Here is a 20,795-nt window from a genome sequence, read left to right as displayed (position 1 = left end):
GGTCAGGACACCGCTCTACGCGGTGTGGTTGCCGCCGACTCCGGTCGGCCGGACGGGAGTTCGCTCGCCCTGGCGACAGGGCCTCGATGAGCGCTAAGTGGTCGTCCGACTCCTCGCGGACCGACGCCGCCGACGGTCCGGAGCGGCTTTCCCTCGGTGCGACGAGCGCATGCGTGACGTGCACGCCTTTCCCCTTCCCCCGTGGCAATGGTGTTGCCGGTGCGTCACGGACTGCCGGTGTGGCCACAGTGCGTGATCTTTGGGCAACTCTAACTCGCTCTCCGTGACGCGTCTATGACAGCCAGATGAAACGCCTACGACAGCCGCTGCCCGCCGGACGCCCGCCCCGCGCTCAGCCGGGGAGACGCCCGGACGAGCGGAGCGTCCAGCGGCGCTCGGCGTAGGCCAGATCGTCGCGCCACAGGCGGGCGGCGGCGGCCCGGACCAAGGGGCGCAGCAGGGGGGCGGCGTGGCGGACGGCGGTGAACCCCGGCCGGCCGGAGGTGGCGACGACGGCCTCCACGACCGCCGTGCGCGGCCGGCCCAGCACGTCCGGGCCGAGCGGGGTGGCATGGGTCTCCACGACGGACCCCTCCCCCTCGCCCCGCACGATCCGCATCACCACCGTGCGCGGCCCCGGTGCGGTGAACACCGCGCGCACCGGGACGACCAGCCGCCCGGTGACCCGGAACGACACGTCCACCGTGAACGCGTCGCCGTCCCCGTCCGGTCCGGGCACCCCGACCACGGTGAGGTCGGCGAAGGAGTGCGGGTGGAACCACGCCCCGTGCCAGGGGTCGAGGCGGTTGGCGACCACGTCGTCGGGCTCGCACCGGCCCACCCCGGTGTACACGGCCGTCAGTGCCCCGGCCACCGCGGGGCGCTCCGGCACCGGCGGGCGGCCGGTGGGTGGGTCCGCACCGGCCTTGTCCAGCCGTACCCAGAGCAACACCCCGTCGTCGTGGGCCGGGTACGGCTCCCAGCCCGCGAACGGCCCGCCGTCCAGAGCGAGTCCGTGCCAGCGGCACACCAGGGTGCCGCAGCGCACCGCGCCGTCCCCGAGCGGGGCGCCCAGGTGCGGGCAGCTTCCCGGCCCGGCCACCGGGCGTCCCTCTCCGTTCCGCCACAGCACGATCTCCCGCCCGGCGACCGTGCGGGCGAGCGGCCGGCCGGGGCGCAGGCCGCGGGAGGCGCCGACGACGTACCAGTTGCCGGCGGGACGGGCCAGGGCCCGTTCGAGCGCCTCGGCGATCAGCGCGGGCCGGGCCTCGCGCCAGGTGGGGCGCTGGCGTTCCCAGGCGACGGGGGCGCGGCGCAGGCCTAGCGGCAGCCGCCGGGGACGGGACGGCGGGGCGGGGCTCACGTGACCTCCTCGTGGCCGCGTGGGGAGCGGGCGGCGGTGCGGGGGGCCGGAGGTACGGCGGGCGGCACGGCCCGGCGCCCGGCCAGGCGTGCGGCGGTGCGGGCCGCGGTCACCCGCACCAGGCCGTCCGCGGCGACCAGTGCCCGGCGCCGCCGGGGCACCGCGGCACGGCGGTGCAGTACCGCGTAACCGGTGCCCGCGACGGCGTCCAGGATGCCGCCGTACAGGACGAACGCGGTGCGGATGCAGGGCCGGGAGACCGGGTCGAGCAGGTCGATGCCGGGGGCGGCGCGCCGGTAGGCGGCGCGGGTGAGCGACGCGAACTCCCGCAGCGCGCGCACGACGTGGGGTTCGGAACGGCCGGTGGCCCGGCAGTGGCGGAGCAGGGCGCGGTCGACGCCGTGGGCGGCGAGGAGGTCCTCGGGGAGGTAAACGCGTCCGCGGTCGAGGTCCTCTCCCACGTCCCGCAGGAAGTTGGTGAGCTGGAAGGCGACGCCCAGTTCGGCGGCGTAGGGCTCCGCCTGCCGGCGGGGCGCCACCGTGCCGAGTACGGGCAGTATCTGCAGGCCGATCACCGCGGCGGAGCCGTGCATGTAGCGGCGCAGGTCGGTGTAGGTGGCGTAGGAGACGGTCGTCAGGTCGCTGCGCATGGCGGCGAGGAAGTCGGCGAAGTGGTGGTGGTCGATGGCGTAGCGGCGGGCGGTGTCGGCGAGCGCCCGCACCACCGGCTCGGCTCCCGTGCCACCGGCCAGGCCGCGGGCGAGATCGGCGTCCAGCCGGTCGAGCGCGCGGGCGCGGGCGTGCGGGCCGGCGGTGCTGTCGAGGGAGTCGACGATGTCGTCGGCCCAGCGTGCGAAGCCGTACAGGGCGTGCACGGCGGGGCGCCGGCCGGGGGTGAGCAGCCGGGTGGCGAGGAAGTACGTGCGGCCGTGCCGGGCGTTCAGCTCGCGGCAGCGGGTGTAGGCGGCCCGCAGTTCCGCACCGGCGACACCGGCGGCGTCCAGCTCCCGCGCCGTCACGACCACACCTCCTGCACACGGGCCTGCGCCCCGGCCCTGCGGGTCATACGCCCGCTCCCCTCGGACGGGCCGGCACCCCGGCGCTGCGGGTCGTGCGCGGGCTCCTGCCGGGCGTCCCGGCGCTCCATGCCGTACGCCCGGCTCCTGCCGCGCGGGCCGGCACCCCGGTGCTCCAGGTCATGCGCGGGCTCCTGCCGGGCGGGCCGGCGCTCCATGCCGTACGCCCGGCTCCTGCCGCGCGGGCCGGCACCCCGGCGCTCCGGGTCATGCGCGGGCTCCTGCCGGGCGGGCCGGTGTCCCGGCGGGTCGCGGGGTGGTGGTGCGGGCGGTGCCGGTGAGGCGGGCGGCGGCGAGTCTGCCCGACAGCAGCACGGGCGGCACGCCCACGCCGGGCGTGGTGCCGCAGCCGGCGAGGACGGCGTTGGCCGTGCCGCGCACCAGGTTGCGGGGGCGGAACGGGCCGGTCTGGGCGAAGGTGTGCGCCGCGGAGAACGGCGTACCGGCCGCGTGCCCCTGCGCGGCCCAGTCCGCCGGCGTCACCAGGCACTCCTCCTCGATCGCGGCGGCGATACCGGCCAGGCCCCGGCGGTCCAGGGTGCGCAGGACGCTGTCGCGGTAGCGCGGGCCGAGGTCCGTCCAGTCGGCGGCGCGGGGCCCGATGGCGGAGTTGGGGCAGGGCGCGAGGACGTAGTGCAGATGGCGGCCGGGCGGGGCCAGCGCGGGGTCGGTCGCGGTGGGCCGGCTGATCAGCAGCGAGGGGTCGCTCATCAGGTCGCCGGTACGGGTGAGTTCGTCGAAGGTTCGCCGCCAGGCGCGGCCGAAGGACAGCGTGTGGTGGGCCAGTTCGGGCCACGTACGGTCGCAGCCGGCGTGCAGGACCACCGCCGACGGGGCGTGCCGCAGCCGCAGCGGACGGCGCGGGGTGCGGCCCAGCAGGCGGTAGGTGACGGGCAGGTCGGGGGTGAGGACGACCGCGTCGCACGGGATGCGCTGGTGACCGGCGATCACGGCGGTGACGCGGTCGCCGGAGCGTTCCAGCCGGGTGACCGCGTGTCCGTAGTGGAAGACGGCTCCGGCCTCCGCGGCCGCCTCGGCCATCGCGCGCGGCAGGGCGTGCATGCCGCCCCGCGGGAAGCAGACGCCGGCGACGGTGTCCATGTAGGCGATGACCGCGTAGGCGGCCAGGGCGCGCGCCGGGGGCACCCCCGCGTACAGGGCCTGGAAGGTGAAGACGCGGCGCAGCCGTTCGTCGCGCAGGTGCCGGGCGACGGCGGCCTCCCAGCGGCCGAAGCCGCCGAGCAGGGCCAGCCGGAGCAGGCCGGGCCCGAGCAGTTGCCGCGCCGAGTCGAAGTCGGCGTCGAGGAACCGGTGCCGTTCTGCGCGGTACAGCTCGCTCAGCCAGTGCCGCAGGTGCTGGTAGCCGGCGGCCTCACCGGGGCCGGCGAAGCGCTCCACCTCCGCCTCCATCGCGTCGGCGTCGGTGTGCACGTCGAGACTGCTGCCGTCGGCGAAGCGGGCGCGGTAGGCCGGATGCAGCGGGATCAGCTCGACGTGGTCGTACAGCGAGGCGCCGACCGCCGCGAACGCCTCGTCGGCGATCTCCGGCATGGTCAGCACGGTGGGGCCGGTGTCGATCAGGTAGCCGCCCCGCTCGATCCGGCCGGCGCGTCCGCCGGGCCCGGCGTCGCGTTCCACGACGGTCACCCGGCGGCCCGCGCCGAGCAGGTGCAGTGCGGCGGACAGGCCGGCCAGGCCGGCACCGACGACCACGACATGATCGGTGGGCCCCTTCACCGCTCTGCTCACCGGACGCCTCCGTAGCCGTGCGCGGCGGCGCCCGGCATCCCCCCGGCCGGTCCGGGGAGCTGCCCGAACGCGCCGGTGACCCCGGTGGGCGGCACACAGGCGCCGGACAGGCCGGTGACCCCGGCGGGCGACACACACGCGCCGAACACCCCGGTGACCCCAGCGGACAACGCACACGCGCCGGACGGGCCGCGGCCTGCTGCCCGGTGGTGGCCGCGAGCGTGCCGTGGGCGGGCGCCGGGTGGCTCCGGGTCCCGGTGGGTGTCCTGGGTGCAGCGCATCGCGGTTCCTCTCGCCGGTCGTGACATCGCCTGCCTGTGTCCCTTCCGCGCGGGGCGCCGAAGCGGCTGCGCCGTTCGGGTGATGCGGTGCGCTCCGAGGCGGGTGACACGCGACACGCCGGGTGCCGCATCCGTACGGTCCGGTCGGCCGGACGCACGTCACACCACGGGACGCGGGCCGCGCGGGGGACGCGACGGCCGCCGGACGCGGCGGGCGGGAGAGGAGCGAGGGACGTGGAGCTGGAAGCCGATGTGGCCGTCGTGGGGGCCGGCGCGGCGGGGCTGTCGCTCGCGCTGCGCCTGGCCCGTCCGCCGGCGCACGCCCGGCGGCTGGACACGGTGCTGCTGGCCGCCCCGCCCGGCCCGGGGCGGGCCGCACCGCGCACCTGGTGCTTCTGGGAACCGGACGGCGGCCCCTACGACGAGGCCCTGACCGCCTCCTGGCAGCGGCTGCGCGTCCACGGCGCCGACGGCGCGGCCGTGACCGCCGGCATCGCCCCGCTGCACTACAAGATGCTGCGCTCCGACGCCTTCGAGGAACTGGCCGGCCGGGCGATGGCGGCGAGCGGCGGACGGGTGGCCCGGGTCGACGCGGCCGTCGGCCGGATCACCCCGGCGCCCGGCGGCGGCGCCCTGGTGCACGCGCGGCGCGCGGACGGCACCAGGGTCGCCGTACGCGCCCGCCGGGTGTTCGACTCCCGCCCGCTGCCCCGCCTGCCACCCGCCCGTACGACGCTGTTCCAGCACTTCCGCGGCTGGTTCGTCCGTACCGCGCGACCGGTCTTCGATCCGTCCGTCGTGGAGCTGATGGACTTCCGCACGCCGCAGCCGGCGCACGGGCTGTCCTTCGGCTACGTGCTGCCCGTCGGCCCGTGCGAGGCGCTCGTGGAGTACACGGAGTTCTCCGGCCGGCTGCTCGACCGTGCCGGGTACGACCGGGCGCTGCGCGACTACGCGGGGCGCGTGCTGGGCCTGGAGGGGTACGAGGTGACCGGGTGCGAGCAGGGCGTGATCCCGATGACCGACGCGGGCTTCCCCCGGCGGGCCGCGCCGGACGTGTACCGGATCGGGGCGTGCGCCGGCGCGACCCGCCCCTCGACGGGCTACACCTTCAGCGCCGTGCAGCGGCAGACGGCCGCGGTCGCCGCCGCCCTGCACAGCGGGCGGCGGCCGCTCCCGCCCCGCCCCCACTCCGCCCGCGCCCGTCTCATGGACGCCGTCCTGCTGCACGCACTCGACCGCGGCCGGGTGGACGGACCGGCCTTCTTCACCCGCCTGTTCACGCGCGTGCCCGCACCGCGGCTGCTGCGCTTCCTGGACGGCCGCACCGGCCTGGCGGAGGACCTGGGCATCGGCGCGCACGTGCCGGTCGCCCCCATGCTCGCCTCGGCCCTGACCCTGCCCTTCGTCCCGCGCCGGACCTCTCCCGCCGCCTGACCCCCGGAGCCACGACCCGTATGCCCCCGTCACCCCGCACACCCCGGACCCGGCCCCCGCTCCTGCGCGACGCCGAACTGGCCGGCGCCTTCGACCACGCCGCCCGCAGCTACGACACCCTGGTGGCCGCCAACCCCGGATACCACGCCCAGCTGCGCCGCTCGGTCCGGCGGCTCGGTCTGCCGCCGGACGGGAGCGGGCTGCGGGTGCTCGACCTGGGCTGCGGCACCGGAGCGTCCACGGCCGCGCTGGCCGCCGTACTGCCCGGCGCGGACATCACCGCCGTCGACGCCTCCGCGGGCATGCTCCGGCGGGCCGCCGCGCGGCGCCGGCCCCGGCCGGTGCGCTTCGTCCACGCGCCGGTGGAGCGGCTGGCCGAGGCCGGGGTGCAGGGCCCGTTCGACGCGGTCTTCGCCGCGTACCTGCTGCGCAACACCGCCGACCCGGACGCCGTACTCGCCACCGCCCGCCGGCTGCTCGCACCGCACGGCCGCCTCGCGGTGCACGAGTACGCGCTGAGCGGCCGGGCCGTGCACCGGGCGGTGTGGACCGCGGTGTGCGGCGGACTGCTCCTGCCGGTCGCCACCCTGCTCGGCGACGGGCCGCTCTACCGCCACCTGTGGCACAGTGTCGTCGCCTTCGACACCGCCGGCGCCCTGGGCCGACGGGTCGAACGGGCCGGTTTCGAGCGGGTGCGGGTGCTGCCGCTGCCCGGCTGGCAGACCGGCATCACGTACACCGTGGTGGCCCGCCGGCCGGACGAGGCAGGGTGCGGCGGCGTCGATGCGGAAGGCCCCCGGTGACCCGCCGCGCCGGGCGGCCCCTGCCCCGCCCGGGCCGCGACCGGCTGGCCCGGCTGCTGCCCGCACCGCCCGGGGCGCTGCGGGCGGACCCCGCCTCGGCCCCGCGCGCAGCGGTCGTCGGCGGCGGCATCGCCGGGCTGTCCGCGGCGACCGCGCTGGCCGAGCGCGGGGTGCGGGTCACCCTGTACGAGCGCGAGGAGACACTCGGGGGCCGGCTGGCCGGGCGGCCCACGCGGCTGGCCGACGGGAGCACGGTCACGATGAGCCGCGGCTTCCACGCCTTCTTCCGCCAGTACTACAACCTGCGTGCCCTGCTGCGCCGCACCGATCCGGCCCTGTCCCGCCTCACCGGCCTGCCCGACTACCCCCTGCGGCACGCGGACGGCGCCCGCGACGGCTTCCGGCACGTCCCGCGCACCCCGCCGCTCGGCGCGCTCGGGTTCGTCGCGCTCAGCCCCTCCTTCCGGGTGCGCGACCTGGCCCGGATCAACGTCCGGGCCGCGCTCGGGCTGCTCGACGTGCGGGTACCGGAGGTGTACGACCGGCTGGACGCGACCAGCGCCCACGACCTCCTGGAGGAGATCCGTTTCCCGGCCGCGGCACGGCATCTCGCCTTCGAGGTCTTCTCCCGCAGCTTCTTCGCCGACCCGCGCGTGCTGTCGGCGGCGGAGATGGCGCTGATGTTCCACATCTACTTCCTCGGATCGGCCGAGGGCCTGCTGTTCGACGTGCCCACCGAGCCGTTCCCGCAGGCACTGTGGGATCCGCTCGCCGGGTATCTGGCCCGCCGCGGGGCGCTCCTGCGCACGGCGACCGCCGTCGAGTCGGTGACGGCCCTGCCCGGGGGCGGCTTCGCCGTGGCCGCCGGCGGCGGGGAGGAGCACTGCGACGCCGTGGTGCTGGCCGCGGACCCGGGCGCCCTGCGCGCCCTGGTCGCCCGGTCCGCGGACCTCGGGGACGAGCCGTGGCGCGAGCGGATCGCGCGGCTGCGCACCGCGCCGCCGTTCCTGGTCTCCCGGCTGTGGCTGGACCGGCCGGTGCGCGGCGACCGGCCCGGCTTCCTGGGCACCAGCGGCTACGGCCCGCTGGACAACGTCAGCGTCCTGGACCGCTGGGAGGGCGAGGCCGCCCGCTGGGCCGCCCGCACCGGCGGCTCGGTGGTGGAACTGCACGCCTACGCCCTGCCCGGCGACACCGACCGGGAGCGGTGGCAGAAGGAGCTGCTCGCCGCGCTGCACCGCCTCTACCCGGAGACCGGCCGGGCCCGCGTGGTGGACGCCCGCCACGAGTGGCGGGCCGACTGCCCGCTGTTCCCGGTCGGCGGACACGGTGACCGGCCCACCGTGCGCACGCCCGTGCCGGGTCTGGTCGTCGCGGGCGACACGGTGCGCACGGATCTGCCGGTGGCCCTGATGGAGCGCGCCGCCACCAGCGGCTTCCTCGCCGCCAACACGTTGCTGGAGCGCTGGGGTCTGCGCGGGCACCCGCTGTGGACGGTGCCCGGCGGTGGCCGCTGGGCCGCCCTGCGGCGGGCGGCGCGCGCGACCCGCCGCGGTTGACGACGGCCGGCGGACACGAGGTCACTGCGGACGGGCGCGGGCCCGGCGGAAGCGCTCCAGGCCCTCGGCCAGCCCCACCACCGGGTCGGGGTAGTCCAGCGCGGCCCGGTCGGGGCCGGGCAGCTTCCAGGGCTCGTGGACCGCGGGGCACTCCACGCCCCGCAGTTCGGGCACCCAGCGACGCACGTAGGCGCCACCGGGGTCGTACTTCTTCGCCTGCGTGACCGGGTTGAGGACCCGGTTGGGGCGGGTGTCGGTGCCGGTGCCGGCCACCCACTGCCAGTTCAGCTGGTTGTTGGCCACGTCCCCGTCGACCAGCCAGTACAGGAAGTGCGCGGCGCCGATCCGCCAGTCGACGTAGAGCGTCTTGGTCAGGAAGCTCGCGGTCAGCAGCCGGGCCCGGTTGTGCATCCAGCCCTCGTGGCGCAGCTGCCGCATCGCCGCGTCGATCACCGGATAGCCGGTGCGGCCCTCCTGCCACGCCTCGATGTCGTCCCGCGCGGTGCTCTCGGTGCGCCAGCGGTCGTGCCGGGTGCGGTAGTCGGTGTGCGCAGCGTCGGGGCGGGCGGCCAGGACCTGGCGGTGGAAGTCGCGCCAGACGAGCTGCCGGACCAGCGCCTCGGCGCCGGGACCGCCGTGGCGGCGGGCCCGGTGGACGAGTTCCACCGCGGACAGGGTGCCGAAGTGCAGGTGCGCGGAGAGCTTCGAGGTGGCGTCGGCGGCCAGGTCGTCGCGGGTGTCGTCGTAGGCGTCGAGTCCGGTGCGCCAGTAGGCGGTCATCCGCCTGCGGCCCTCGCTCTCCCCGCCGGGCGCCAGGGCGGGCGAGACGCCGGGGACGGAACCACGGGCGGGCAGCGGCTCGCCCCGGACGTGGTCGGGGACGGGGACGCGGCGCGGGGCGTCGAGGGCCGCGCGCAGCGGGACCTGCGTCCAGCGCCGGAGGTACGGCGTGAAGACGGCGAAGTGGTCGGACGAGGCGGGGGTCACCTCGCCGGGCGGTACGGCCACGGTGACCGCGTCGTGCACGGACAGGCGGCGCCCGTCGGACTCCAGCGCCCGCCGCAGCCGCTCCTCGCGCCGCGTGGCGAAGCGGCTGTGCGCCGCCGCCAGGTGCACCTCGTCGGCGTCCGCCTCGCGCGCCGCGCGGCACACCTCCTCCACCAGGTCGCCGGAGCGCACCACGAGCCGCCCGCCGCGCTCGCGCAGCGCGGCGTCGAGGTCGGTGAGGCAGTCGGCGAGGAACGCGCTGCGGTTGGGGGTGGCGAACCCGGCCGCGGCCACGGCGCGGTCCCGCACGAAGAGCGGCACGACCGCGTCGGCGGCCGCCAGGGCCGCGCGCAGCGGCGGGTGGTCGTGCACACGGAGGTCGGAGGTGAACAGGACGACCGAGACACGCATCGGTGTCAGCCTCTCTCGTGGGACGCGGTGCCGGGTCGGTCCGCGTCGCCCGGCCGGGCGGCGGTGCCGCGCTGCTGCACGCGTTCGGCGGCACGGACGATGTTGCGGGCCATGCCGCCGAAGACGACCGCGTGGAAGGGCGACACGCTCCACCAGTACAGCTGGCCGAGCAGCCCGTGCGGGTGGAACACGGCCCGCTGCCGGTAGCGGGCGCCGCCGGCCCCGTCCGCGTCGACGTGCATCTCCAGCCAGGCCAGGCCGGGCAGCCGCATCTCGGCGCGCAGCCGCAGCAGCCGCCCGCGCTCGATCTCCTCCACCCGCCAGAAGTCCAGCGAGTCGCCCACCCGCAGCCGGCGGGCGTCCCGGCGTCCCCGGCGCAGGCCCACTCCGCCGGCGAGGCGGTCGAGCCGGCCGCGCACCGCCCAGGCCAGCGGGAACGAGTACCAGCCGTTCTCGCCCCCGATGCCCTCGACGACGTCCCAGAGCGCGGCCGGAGCCGCCTCGGCGTGGCGTTCGCGTACGTCGGTGTAGAGGCTGCCGCCCGCCCAGTCCGGGTCGGTGGGCAGCGGGTCGCTGGGCGCTCCCGGTACGGAGGCGGAGGACCAGCGGGTGGCGACCTGCGCGTCGCGCACGCGCTCCAGCGCGAGGGCGACGGCGCGGTCGAAACCGATCGGGTGGCCGGGCGGGCTGGGTACATAGCGCTCGATGTCCCGCTCCCGGCACACCACTTCGTGCCGCAGCGACTCCGTGAGCGGGCGGGCGAGGGCGGCCGGTACGGGGGTCACGAGGCCGACCCACTGACTGGACAGGCCGGGGGTGAGCACGGGCACGGGGACGATGAGGCGCCGGGGCAGCCCGGCGACGGCGGCGTACCGCCGCATCATCTCCACGTACGTCAGCACCTCGGGGCCGCCGATGTCGAACGCCCGGCTGACGTCGGCGGGCAGCCCGGCGCAGCCGACCAGAACGCGCAGCACGTCCCGTACGGCGACCGGCTGGATGCGGGTGCGCACCCAGCGCGGGGTGACCATCACCGGCAGCCGTTCGGTGAGGTAGCGCAGCATCTCGAAGCTCGCGGACCCGGAGCCGATGATGACGGCGGCCCGCAGCACGGCCGTCGGCACGCCGGAGCCGAGGAGGATGCGCCCCACCTCGGCGCGGGAGCGCAGGTGCGGGGACAGCTCCCGTTCGGGCACGCCGGCCGGGGTCAGCCCGCCCAGGTAGACCAGGCGTCCGATGCCGGCCCCGCGGGCCTGCTCGCCGAACACACGGGCCGCCTCCCGGTCGGTCTGCTCGAAGTCGCGGCCGGTGCCGAGCGCGTGCACCAGGTAGTAGGCGACGTCGACACCCTCCATCGCCGCCGCCACCGAGCCGGCGTCGGTGACGTCGCCCCGCACGACCTCCACCCGCCCGGCCCACGGCTGGTCGCGCAGCTTCCGGGGCGTGCGCACCAGGCAGCGCACCCGGTACCCGGCGTCCAGCAGCTCAGGCACCAGTCGCCCGCCGATGTAGCCGGCGGCGCCGGTCACCAGACAGAGCCTCGCGTCCTCCACGTGTACCGCCGCCTCCGTAGTCGTCCGGGCGCCGTCGCGCCCCCTCGTCTCCCGGTACCCACAACGGTGCCTCCCGGCCGTCCGGATGCACCGGGTGCGCCCGGCAACCGGGTGACGTCCGGTGGTGCCGGGCACACACGCAGGGCCCGGCCGTCCGTCGGCCGGGCCCTGCGAGGGGGTGTGCGGGTGTCAGATCACCATCTGTACCACCGGCTGCGGCCACCGCCGACCGTGGTGGAGCGCATGACGAAGCCGAGGAGCCACAGCACGAGCACGGCCACGGCGACCCACCAGAGGACCTTGAGCGCGAAGCCGGCTCCGAAGAGGATCAGTGCCAGAAGCAGGACGAGAAGCAGGGGAACCATGTGTATCAACCTCCTGGCGCCCGTCTGCCCTTCAATCCCACCCATACGCCCCGACAATGGCTTGTTTATGAAGGGAAAGACCGGGCACCAGCCGTCAGTTGACGCTCGTCCCGGTGATGCCGTCCTCCTCCTGGCGGTCCGTCGTGCCCTCGCCGCTCGCCGGGGCGGTGAGGTGGTCCAGCACGTTCGTCAGACGCAGCATCCGCTCCAGGACGTCGGGCCGGTGGTCCAGGTGCAGTGTGGCGCCGACGGCGGCGGTACGGCGACGGACCACCAGCAGGGCGGTCAGGCCCGAGGAGTCGATCCAGGTCAGGTCGCGGAAGTCCAGGCGTACGTCGCTCGGCTCGGCCTGGTCGGCCGTCAGGTGCCGGGCGACCATGTCGGTCAGGCCGTCGCTCGTGTCGTAGTCGAGTTCGCCGGCCACCCGCACGGTGAGCGTGCCGGCCGTGCGGTAGACGGTGACGGTGAATTCGGTGGGGTGCAGGTTGGTCATGCCTTGGGGTGGGGGCCGGGGACAGGACGGGTGGGGCGGGCGGCCACGACGGCACTGCCTGCGTGGAGGAGGCCGAGGGTGCGGGGGAACTCGCGGAGCTGCCCGGCCAGGAGGTCCAGGCCGGTCGCCACGGAACGGGCGGGCACGTGCCTGGCTTCGAGGATCTCGGCCGTCCAGGTCAGGAACGCGGTGAAGATCCCGGGGTCGTCGACGTAGAGGGCGGTGGCCAGGAAGTCGACGATGTGGGCGAGGTCCTGCGCGGTGTGCTCGCGCTGGGCGTCGTCGTAGCCGCGCATGGCCGGGAAGCGGGTTTCGAGGTCGGCCAGAGTCTGTTTGACGAGGAGGGGCCGGGACTGGACCACCATCGTGTACTCCTGGTCGGCCAGGTGCGGCAGGTCGTCCGCCACCTGCCGGATCGCCGCCGGGCCGGGCCGGGCGAGACCCGTCTCCAGCACGGCGGCCGCGCCGCGGGCGTCGGCCGCCCACCCGTCGGCCCCGAGGAGGCGGGCGTGGCGGCCGTCCGCGCCGAAGGCCCGGCCGCCCGCCAGGACGGGTACGCCGACGGCCTGGCAGGCGGTGACGGCGACGTGGGCCGTCGGCAGGCGGGTGGGGACCGAGGCGGACAGCAGGACGGCGTCGGGGTCGGTCCCGTGCAGGTGGGCCACCAGATGCGGGGTGGGGATCCGGGCGCCGAGGTAGTCGACCCGCCAGCCGCGCAGCCGGAGCACCTCGGCGACGAGCCGGGCGGGGAAGGCGTGCCATTCGCCGTCGACGCAGCCGACCGTCACCCGGCCACGGTCGGGGGCGTGGCGTCCGGGTCCCGCGCGGCGGTGGGCGAGGGTGGCGACGACCCGCTCGCTGATGGCGGTCGCGGCGTGTTCCTGTGCCACGGTGATGCGGCCGGCGGCCCATTCGGCCCCGGCCTTCTCCTGAACGGGCGCGATCACCTCCAGGAGCAGCGTCTCCTCGTCCACACCGTCGGCCGCTGCCTTGTGCAGGATGTCGACGGCCGTGTACTCGTCGCCGTCGGCCACTGCCTGCCACAGCCGGTCCGGCAGATCGGCCGCCCCGGTGGGGTGCCTCACGTTCTCCTCCTGTTCTTGGCGCCCGCCCGTCCGTGCAGCACGGTCAGCGGGCCGGTTCGGGGGACGCTGATGGCGACGGCGGCCATGTCGTCGTGGCGGCCCCCGCCCAGCCACTCGGCGGCGAGCATCTGCACCCGTTCCACGACCGCTTCCGCCGGGAGGCCCGCGCATTCCGCCAGGGCCCGGCGCAGGCGGTGCTCGCCGAAGAACTCGTCGCCGAGCGGGCCGCCGCGCGCCTCGGTGATGCCGTCGGTGTAGAGCAGGCAGGTGTCTCCGGGCGCCAGCACCATCCGGACCGTGTGCGCCGTGACGGCGGGCAGCGCACCGACCAGGGTTCCGTGGGCGGGTACCTCCTCCACCGTGCCGTCGGCGCGGACGATCAGCGGCGGCAGGTGGCCGGCGCTGGTCAGCCGGAGCTGGGCCCGGCTGCCGCGACGGCGGACGGAGGCGAGGACCAGCGTGGCGAAGCGGGCGTGCCGGGAGGTGAGAAGCGCGCCGTTGAGCAGGTCGAGCACCCGCTGGTGGTCGTCGGTCAACGGCAGCAGCGCGTGCAGCGTGTTGCGGATCTTGCCGGTGAGCACGGCCGCGTCCAGGCCCTTGCCCGCGACGTCGCCGAGGACGACGAGGGTGTCCTGGGAGGGGTCGGAGCCGGGGTGGACGTCGTAGAAGTCCCCGCCGACCCGCTCGTGGTCCTTGGCCGCGCGGTAGCCGCCGGCGTACTCCACCCCGTGCACGCTGCTCAGCGGCGGAGGCAGCAACTCGCGCATCAGCGTGGCGGTGACGGTGGCCTGTTCGCCGTAGAGGCGGGCGGCGGAGAGGGCGGCGCCGGCGCGGGCGGCGAAGAGCCGGGCGAAGACCTCCTCGCCTTCGGTGAAGGACTGCTCCGTGCTGGAGCGCACGAGGATCAGGGCGCCGGCGGGTACGCCGTGACCGGGGAGCGGAGCGACGATCACGGAGCCGACCGGGCCGGCGAAGCCGTCCGGGGCGACCCAGTCGGGGATGTCGGCGGGGTTTATCCACCGGGCCGGTACCGGCGGGAAGCCCTGCAGGGCCTCGGTCAGGCCCGGTACGCCGGAGACGTCGACCAGCCGTGTGACCTGGGTGACGGGCCCGCCCCTGACCGCGTAGGTCAGGGGGTGGCGCCGCCCCTTCGGCGGGGCGACGAGGACCGCGGCGTCGGCGATGTGCTCCGCGGCCATGGAGGCGGTCACCTCCATGCAGCGCGGCACGTTCAGGGTGGACAGCAGCCTGCTGGAGACCTGCGAGAGGATCTCGGTGCGCGTCTGCGCGTCGGTCAGCGCGGCCTCGGCCAGGCGGCGGTCGGTGTCGTCGAGCAGCCACCACACCACGTCGCCGTCGCCGGCCGCCGTGGGGTGCGCCTCGAAGTGGCGTTCCCTGATGGGTCCGCTCAGCGGCTCGGCGCGCGCGCCGCGCAGCCCGTCGCTGATGCGCTGGTGAGCGTCGCAGAGCCAGGAGGGGACGTGCTCGTGCAGCCAGTCGCCGCTGGCGGCACCGGGGAGGAGTGTCCGGGCGGCCCCGTTGACGTCGACCAGACCGCCGTGGCGGTCGACGATGAGAACGGGACAGGGGGCCTCAGTCCACGTCGCGCCGACCGTGTGGCCGGCATCGGGCGGACGGGCGGAGGTACCGGGGGAAGAAGACACAAGCGGAGGCACGCACGTGCGCACCCCACCACCTTCCTGCCATGGGGAAATAGATGTCTTACGGCAACAGTCCCGCACCGGCGCCCACCGTCGCAACCCGCCCTGGAAAACCGCACCGGACCATCACATTCGTTCCGATGGCGGCCATGACGACGACATCCGGGCATGACGGCGGCGTTTCCGGGAAGGCGACCGGCAGTCGTGGCCGGGGTACGGCCGAGCACCGGGGGTGAGAGCATCCGCCTCGTGGAGGACGCAGACGGTCGTACGGCACGGTGGTGGGCGGCGTTGCGCCGGACGCCGGTGGCCGTCTGGAACGACGACGTGACCGACTGGGCCGCCGCGCTGACGTACTACGCGGTCCTGGCCCTGTTCCCGGTCCTGCTGGTGATCCTCTCGATCGTGGGTCTGACCGTCCCGACGGCCAAACCGGAGGTCATCGACCGCATGTCGCAGGCCGCCCCGGTCGCCTCCCGCGAGCTGCTGCGCAGCACGCTGCTGCAGATGGCCGGACAGCCGTCGACGGCATGGACGCTGATCTTCCTGGCGGGGTCGGGAGCGCTGTGGTCGGGCTCCAGCTACCTGAGTGTCTTCCGCCGGGCGTTGCACTCCATGCACCGCATCAGTGCGGACCGGCCGTTGTGGCGTACCGCTCCGCGGATCGTCGCCACGGCCCTCGTCCTGATCTCGCTGCTCCTGACGACCACCCTGGCGCTGTTCCTCACCGGCGGCCTGGCCCGGCGGCTGGGCCGGGCGCTGGACCTGGGCACCGGGCCGCAGGTCGCCTGGGACGCTCTGCGCTGGCCGCTCGTGGCCGTGGTCGCCGTGGCCCTGGTGCTGGTCCTCTACCGCTCGGGTCCGGCGCCCTCCCGCCCGGTGCGGAGGATGGCGCCGGGTGGCGCCCTGGCGGTGGTGCTCCTGCTGGTCGCCTCCCTCGGATTCGCCGTCTACACCTCGCACGTCACGACCTATCACCGGCTGTACGGTTCGCTGGCGGGTGTCGTGGTCTTCCTGGTCTGGCTGTGGCTGGCCAACCTGGCCCTCCTGGTCGGCGCCCAGTTCAACGCGGAGCTGGTGAAGCCCGCCCGGGGGAAAGGAGCCGATCGTCCCGCGTCCGCCGCTCGGCGCCCGTAGCCGCCGCCCGCCACGAGCAGGCCGCTCAGGCGTGCCTGCCGGTGCGGCCGGGTGGTCCCGTGCCGCAAACGCTGCTTGCCTTCCGACCGCTCGGGTACAGCGAGAGATTATGGGCTGTCCCCGCAGCACCCGGATCTTACGGAAAGTGATGTGTTCGTGACTCTTCCCGGCGGCGCCGACGATCGCGCTGAGGGCTCGGGTGACGAGCCCGGCGCCGGTGCGCGTGAGATCGCCGATGCCGTGGAGTGCCTTGCGAACCTGTGGTCCCTCGCCGCTCAGGAGGCGGCCGTACGGCTGTCCCTCCATCAGTTGCGGGCGCTCAGGGCCCTGGAGACGACACCGGAGCTGAACCTCACCGGCCTGGCGGAACGACTCGACATAGGGCTTCCCACGGCCAGCCGGCTGTGCGACCGGCTGGAGGCGGCCGGGATGCTGGAGCGCGCGCTGCACCCCCGCAACCGGCGTGAGGTGCAGCTGAGGCTCACGGGTCAGGGGCGCCGGGTGCTGGGAGACGTGGCCCGTCGGCGCGCCCAGGCCCTGGCCGGTGTGCTGGCCCGGATGGCGCCCGCGGAGCGCGCGGCGCTGGTCCGTGGCATGAAGGCCTTCCTCTCGGCACACGGCGAGACGCCGTTCCGGCCACCGGAGGCGCCGTAGGCCGGCGGACGGGACCGCCTCTCAGGTGGTTGCGGCGGGGCGGCCGTTCCAGTCGACGCAGACGACGGCGGCATCGGCGAGCAGGCCCTCGGAGCCGACGTGTTCGAGCAGCCCGGCGACGACCGCTCGTGCCGTCTCGTGCGGAGGTGTCTGCCGGGTCGCGCCCAGGATCTGGCGCAGGACGCTCTCGCCGAACACCTCTCCGGTCGCCGAGCGGGTGCCGTGCACGCCGGTGCTGATGGCGACCAGGCGGTCGCCCGCTTCGACATGGAACGTCTGCTCCTCGTAGAGGGTCTCCTCGAACATGCCGAGAGGCAGCTGGGCTTCGAGTTCGACGCGTTCGATCATGGTGCCGCGGAGGCGGTAGAGCTGTGGGGAACCGGCGTCCACGGCGTGCACCCTGCCGGTGGCGAGGTCGAAGTGCAGCAGGAGGGTCGAGGCGTACGACTTGCCTCCGTACTGTGAGTAGACGGCCTGGTCGGCGAGGCACGCCTGGTCCGCGAGGCCGATGCCGGCGCGGCGGGCGTTGCGCAGCGCGCCGACGGCGAGGGCGGTGAGCAGGGAGGCGTCGATGCCCTGGCCCATGCCGTCGGTCATGGTGAGGGTGAGGTGGTCGGCGCCGGTGGACCAGTCGAAGTTGTCGCCGCCGATGGCGTAGGCCGGCTCCAGGTGGGCGCCGATGACGTACTCGTCGCGTGCGCACCCCCGGCCCGGGAGGAGCTCCCACTGCATTTCGGCGGCGAGGGTGAGCCGACGGGTGCGGCGGGCCTGGAGGTACAGGTCGGTGTCCCGGCCGGCCGTGGCGACTTCGTGGGCCAGTGCGGTGGCGAAGTCGCCGAGCCGCAGGACCGTGCCCGGGTCGATGGAGGTGCCGGGTACGCGCACGCAGAGCACCCCGAGACGGTCGCCGCGGACGGTGATGGGCAGGTGGACCAGCTCGGTGGGCGGGTCGGCGATGACTTCGACCACCGGTTTCTGCGTGGTGAAGGCGGTACCGGCGGGACCGTCGTGCGCGGAGACCGGGTCGCCGGTGTGCGGCAGGTGGGTGACGGGTTGCAGCACGGTCAGGCCGTAGTCGGCGAGGAGGAGCGTCACCTCCCGCGCGCCGAAACGCTGCGCCAGCAGGCGGCCGGCGGTGGCGACCAGGGCGTGGGGCGGAGCCGCGCGCAGCTGGGCTTCCACGGACGGGACCGGTTCAGAGGCATTCACGGCGTCTCCATCCTCTTCCCTTGTGACCTCCACGCTATCGCGGTCGGGGGTGGCCTCCGGCAGGATCGGCGCAACGGTGGGCGCTCACCGCGTTCGGCCGCGGGCGAGCGGGCGGCGGACCTGCCGTCGCTGCCGGACGTGCGGCCGGCCGGCGGGCGGCCGCCACCGGTGTGCCCGGGCAGGAGTCGCGCCCCGGGAGGTTTCCGCACCGGCGTCATCCGGTCCCCGTCCGAGGGGTGGGCACGCCGGCCACCCAGGCGACGACGGTGACGACGGCGCCCTGCCCGGGCCGGGTGTCCAGAAGGAACTCGTCCACCAGCCGCCTTGCCCCGCCGAGGCCCAGTCCGAGACCGTACGCGCTGCTGTACCCGTCGGTCATCGCCAGTTCGACGTCTCCGATGCCGGGTCCGGTGTCGATGAAGCTCAGCCGCAGTCCCCGCCTCGGGCCGTCGGCGAGTGCGGTGATCTCGACCCGCCCTCCTCCGCCGTGGACCAGGGTGTTCCGGGCAAGCTCGCTGGCCGCGGTGACGAGTTTCGTCTGCTGGACGAGCCCGAACCCGAGCCCGGCCGCGAGCTGCCGCACCCGCCGGCGGACCCACGAGAGATCCGCGTCGGAGCCTATGGGCAGGCTGGTCGTCTCGGCGGGGCCGGAGGCCGTCATCCCGTACCCCCAGGGGGAGCGGGCCGACGATCCCGGGAGGCCAGGGGGGCGTCCCCCGGCGCCGGGAGCGGCGGAGGGGCCGAGCCACCCGGGAGGAAGGGGGTCATAGCGGTGCCGCGCCGTCCGCGCGTCGGGAGACCTCGATGCCCTGCCGGGCGAGCGCGTACGCCAGGGCGTCGGCCAGCGAGCTGCGGGTGAGCACCCCGCTCAGGTCGATGCCCAGGTGCACGATCGTCTGCGCGATGGCCGGGCGGATGCCGGAGACGATGCACTCGGCGCCCATCAGCCGAGCCGCGGCGACCGTCTTCATCAGGTGCTGCGCGACCAGCGAGTCGACGGTGGGTACGCCGGTGATGTCGAGGATCGCGTAACGGGCCCGCTGTTCCACGACGGCCTGGAGCAGCGACTCCATGACCACCTGGCTGCGGGCGCTGTCCAACGTGCCGATCAGGGGCACCGCTACGACGCCTTCCCACACGTTGATCACCGGGGTGGCCACTTCGAGCAGCTGCTGCCGCTGCCGGGCGATCAGCTCCTCGCCGGCCAGGACCGTCGTCTCCATGATCACCAGGCGCAGCGTGCCCATCAGGACGGTCAGCGCCAGCAGGGCTTCCCGCGCCTCGGGATGGGGCAGGTCCTCGGCGCGCAGCAGCCCGGCGGTCACCGTCCGCAGACGGGCGGCCTCGTTCGCGATCTCGGCCGGGCTGACGCCCCTGCGGGCACGCGAGGCGGCCATGCGTCCGAGCTGCTCGCGCGCCGGGTCGAACCCGGGAGCCGCGACGTTCTCCAGCCGGCCGCTCGACGCCACCTCGCCCAGCGCGTCCACGACGACCTTGCACGCCTCCACGGCCTCGTCACGCGAGACGGTGAAGACCGTCCGGAAAAAGGGCGCGTCCGCCCACCGCTGGGCGATCTGTTCGCGTCGGCGCTCCAGGAAGGCTGCCAGCTCCCGCGCTCCCGCCCCTTCCGCGGCCTGCTCCGACACCTGCATCGTTTCCTTCCGCGACAGGCCGCTGCGCCGAGACGGACGCAACCACGACAATTATTGCCTCATGACAAGTATGCGCGCTGCGGGAAGGGCCGAACGACACAGCATCGACACATCCGCCGTCGCGGACGCGACGGCCGGAACGACACGTCAGCGCCCGTGCCAGTCCAGGCACACCACCAGGGCGTCGTCGTCCGGGACGGACCGGCCCCGATGGCCGGTCAGCTCGCGCAGGATGGCGCGCGGGACCTCGGCGGCCGGCAGGAGCCGGGTGGACGTGATCGCCCGAGCCAGGGCGGCGTCCCCGTACGCCTCCCCCTTGGGCGAGGCGACCGCGTGCACGCCGTCACTGACGAAGACGAGCCGGTCGCCCGGCTCGACCTGGAAGTCCTGGGCCACGTAGTCGGTCTCCTCGAACATCCCCAGCGGAAGCTGCGCCTCGAACTCGACTCGCTCGACCACTCCCGCACGCAGCCGCAGCAACTGCGGGGAACCGGCGTCCACGACCTTCGCCCGGCCCGTCGCCAGCTCGAAGTCGAACATCAGCACGGAGAGGTAGCAGCGCCCCTGGTAGTGCGCGTACACCGCCTGATCGGCCAGGGCGGCCTGGTCGTCGATGGCGATACCGGCTCGCCGGGCGTTGCGCAGCGCGTTGATGGCCAGGTTGGTCAGCAGGGAGGCCTCTATGCCCTCCCCCATGCCGTTGGTGACGTAGAGCATGAGGTGGTCACGCGTGGCGGACCAGTCGAAGTTGTCACCGTAGATGGCGTACGCCGGCTCCAGCTGTGCACCGAGTTCGTACTCGGGGCGGGAGCAGGCGCGGCCGGGCAGGAGCTGCCACTGCATCTCGGCGGCCAGGGTCAGCCGGTCCTTGCGCCGCGCCCGCAGATACACGTCCGTGTCCCGCTCGGCGACCACGATCTCGTGCCCGAGCACCTCGGCGATGTCCGCGAGCTCGCCCAGAAGACCGGACGCGCCGTCCCCGTCCGGCAGGGTGACCGTCAGCACACCCAGCCGGTCCCCGCGCACGGTGACCGGCAGATGGAGGCGTACGGACTCCTCGTGGACCACTTCCACGAACGGCTCCTGGGCGCCGAAGGCACGGCCGGCGGCGCTGCCGTGCACCGGCAGGGGCTCGACTGCGCGGGACGGCGACAGCGGCTGCAGGACGGTGAGGCCGTAGTCGGCCAGGTACAACTCCACGCAGCGCGCGGCGTACTCCTCGGCCAGCACCCGGCGCACGGCGTCGAACAACTCGTGCGGGGCCGCCGTGCGCAGGGCGCGCTCGGCGGTCACAAATCTGTTCACGACGGTATATACACC

At 75.2% G+C, this 20,795-nt stretch carries 20 protein-coding genes; 5 read left to right on the top strand and 15 right to left on the bottom strand.

Annotation, left to right across the window (positions count from 1 at the left end):
* Positions 1-352 precede the first annotated feature (352 nt).
* The 5 genes from S1361_RS29520 to S1361_RS29500 are packed head-to-tail and all read right to left on the bottom strand — an operon-like array spanning position 353 to position 4,469.
* Positions 353-1,363, bottom strand: a complete 1,011-nt coding sequence (locus S1361_RS29520) for a DUF5914 domain-containing protein (protein ID WP_208034930.1) — start codon at positions 1,361-1,363, stop codon at positions 353-355.
* Positions 1,360-2,382, bottom strand: a complete 1,023-nt coding sequence (locus S1361_RS29515) for a phytoene/squalene synthase family protein (protein ID WP_208034929.1) — start codon at positions 2,380-2,382, stop codon at positions 1,360-1,362. Before S1361_RS29515 ends, S1361_RS29520 begins: the two co-directional genes overlap by 4 nt.
* Positions 2,379-2,597, bottom strand: a complete 219-nt coding sequence (locus tag S1361_RS29510; protein ID WP_208034928.1) for a hypothetical protein — start codon at positions 2,595-2,597, stop codon at positions 2,379-2,381. Before S1361_RS29510 ends, S1361_RS29515 begins: the two co-directional genes overlap by 4 nt.
* 49 nt (positions 2,598-2,646) lie before the next feature.
* A complete protein-coding gene (gene crtI, locus S1361_RS29505) occupies positions 2,647-4,188 on the bottom strand; it encodes a phytoene desaturase family protein (protein WP_208034927.1) in 1,542 nt (513 codons plus the stop codon).
* On the bottom strand, positions 4,185-4,469 hold the full coding sequence (locus tag S1361_RS29500; RefSeq protein WP_208034926.1) for a hypothetical protein: 285 nt from the start codon (positions 4,467-4,469) through the stop codon (positions 4,185-4,187). Before S1361_RS29500 ends, crtI begins: the two co-directional genes overlap by 4 nt.
* Positions 4,470-4,703: 234 nt before the next feature.
* On the opposite strand from S1361_RS29500, the gene S1361_RS29495 reads away from it, so the two are divergent.
* Genes S1361_RS29495 through S1361_RS29485 form a run of 3 tightly spaced genes read left to right on the top strand, consistent with a single transcriptional unit; the run spans position 4,704 to position 8,268 of the window.
* Complete coding sequence (locus tag S1361_RS29495) at positions 4,704-5,906, top strand: lycopene cyclase family protein (RefSeq protein WP_208034925.1); 1,203 nt, start codon at positions 4,704-4,706, stop codon at positions 5,904-5,906.
* Positions 5,907-5,926: 20 nt separating this feature from the next.
* Complete coding sequence (locus S1361_RS29490) at positions 5,927-6,709, top strand: methyltransferase (RefSeq protein ID WP_208034924.1); 783 nt, start codon at positions 5,927-5,929, stop codon at positions 6,707-6,709.
* The gene (locus S1361_RS29485) at positions 6,706-8,268 is read left to right on the top strand and encodes an FAD-dependent oxidoreductase (protein WP_208034923.1); all 1,563 of its coding nucleotides are present in this window, start codon (positions 6,706-6,708) and stop codon (positions 8,266-8,268) included. The genes S1361_RS29490 and S1361_RS29485 overlap by 4 nt, the downstream gene beginning before the upstream one ends.
* Positions 8,269-8,289: 21 nt before the next feature.
* Here the strand turns inward: S1361_RS29485 and S1361_RS29480 are convergent, their stop codons facing one another.
* From S1361_RS29480 to S1361_RS29455, 6 genes are all read right to left on the bottom strand, one after another.
* Positions 8,290-9,666: a cryptochrome/photolyase family protein gene (locus tag S1361_RS29480; protein WP_208034922.1), complete on the bottom strand. Its 1,377-nt coding sequence runs from the start codon at positions 9,664-9,666 to the stop codon at positions 8,290-8,292.
* Positions 9,667-9,671: 5 nt separating this feature from the next.
* A complete protein-coding gene (locus tag S1361_RS29475) occupies positions 9,672-11,219 on the bottom strand; it encodes an SDR family oxidoreductase (RefSeq protein WP_243769346.1) in 1,548 nt (515 codons plus the stop codon).
* Positions 11,220-11,413: 194 nt separating this feature from the next.
* A complete protein-coding gene (locus S1361_RS29470; protein WP_208034921.1) occupies positions 11,414-11,584 on the bottom strand; it encodes a hydrophobic protein in 171 nt (56 codons plus the stop codon).
* A 94-nt stretch (positions 11,585-11,678) separates the two neighbouring features.
* Complete coding sequence (locus S1361_RS29465) at positions 11,679-12,077, bottom strand: STAS domain-containing protein (protein WP_208034920.1); 399 nt, start codon at positions 12,075-12,077, stop codon at positions 11,679-11,681.
* Positions 12,074-13,162, bottom strand: coding sequence for a cobalamin B12-binding domain-containing protein (locus S1361_RS29460; protein ID WP_208034919.1), 1,089 nt, complete (start codon positions 13,160-13,162; stop codon positions 12,074-12,076). The genes S1361_RS29465 and S1361_RS29460 overlap by 4 nt, the downstream gene beginning before the upstream one ends.
* Positions 13,159-14,826 (bottom strand): PP2C family protein-serine/threonine phosphatase, encoded by a 1,668-nt coding sequence (locus S1361_RS29455; RefSeq protein WP_243769345.1) that lies wholly within the window; start codon positions 14,824-14,826, stop codon positions 13,159-13,161. Before S1361_RS29455 ends, S1361_RS29460 begins: the two co-directional genes overlap by 4 nt.
* Positions 14,827-15,072: 246 nt before the next feature.
* Between S1361_RS29455 and S1361_RS29450 the strand changes: the two genes are divergently transcribed.
* Both S1361_RS29450 and S1361_RS29445 read left to right on the top strand, forming a co-directional pair.
* Positions 15,073-15,960 (top strand): YihY/virulence factor BrkB family protein, encoded by an 888-nt coding sequence (locus tag S1361_RS29450; protein ID WP_243769344.1) that lies wholly within the window; start codon positions 15,073-15,075, stop codon positions 15,958-15,960.
* A 150-nt stretch (positions 15,961-16,110) separates the two neighbouring features.
* Positions 16,111-16,614 carry a MarR family winged helix-turn-helix transcriptional regulator gene (locus S1361_RS29445; protein ID WP_208034916.1) on the top strand — a complete coding sequence of 168 codons (504 nt, stop codon included), beginning with the start codon at positions 16,111-16,113 and terminating at the stop codon, positions 16,612-16,614.
* Between the two features lie 21 nt (positions 16,615-16,635).
* Here the strand turns inward: S1361_RS29445 and S1361_RS29440 are convergent, their stop codons facing one another.
* From S1361_RS29440 to S1361_RS29425, 4 genes are all read right to left on the bottom strand, one after another.
* Positions 16,636-17,823, bottom strand: a complete 1,188-nt coding sequence (locus S1361_RS29440) for a PP2C family protein-serine/threonine phosphatase (protein WP_208034915.1) — start codon at positions 17,821-17,823, stop codon at positions 16,636-16,638.
* A 214-nt stretch (positions 17,824-18,037) separates the two neighbouring features.
* Positions 18,038-18,484 (bottom strand): anti-sigma regulatory factor, encoded by a 447-nt coding sequence (locus S1361_RS29435; RefSeq protein ID WP_208034914.1) that lies wholly within the window; start codon positions 18,482-18,484, stop codon positions 18,038-18,040.
* Between the two features lie 103 nt (positions 18,485-18,587).
* Positions 18,588-19,475 carry an STAS domain-containing protein gene (locus S1361_RS29430; protein ID WP_208034913.1) on the bottom strand — a complete coding sequence of 296 codons (888 nt, stop codon included), beginning with the start codon at positions 19,473-19,475 and terminating at the stop codon, positions 18,588-18,590.
* Positions 19,476-19,622: 147 nt separating this feature from the next.
* Complete coding sequence (locus tag S1361_RS29425; protein ID WP_208034912.1) at positions 19,623-20,780, bottom strand: PP2C family protein-serine/threonine phosphatase; 1,158 nt, start codon at positions 20,778-20,780, stop codon at positions 19,623-19,625.
* Positions 20,781-20,795 lie beyond the last annotated feature (15 nt).

Source organism: Streptomyces cyanogenus (assembly GCF_017526105.1).
Lineage (GTDB): Bacteria > Actinomycetota > Actinomycetes > Streptomycetales > Streptomycetaceae > Streptomyces > Streptomyces cyanogenus.
This window is presented reverse-complemented; position numbering and strand designations above follow the sequence as displayed.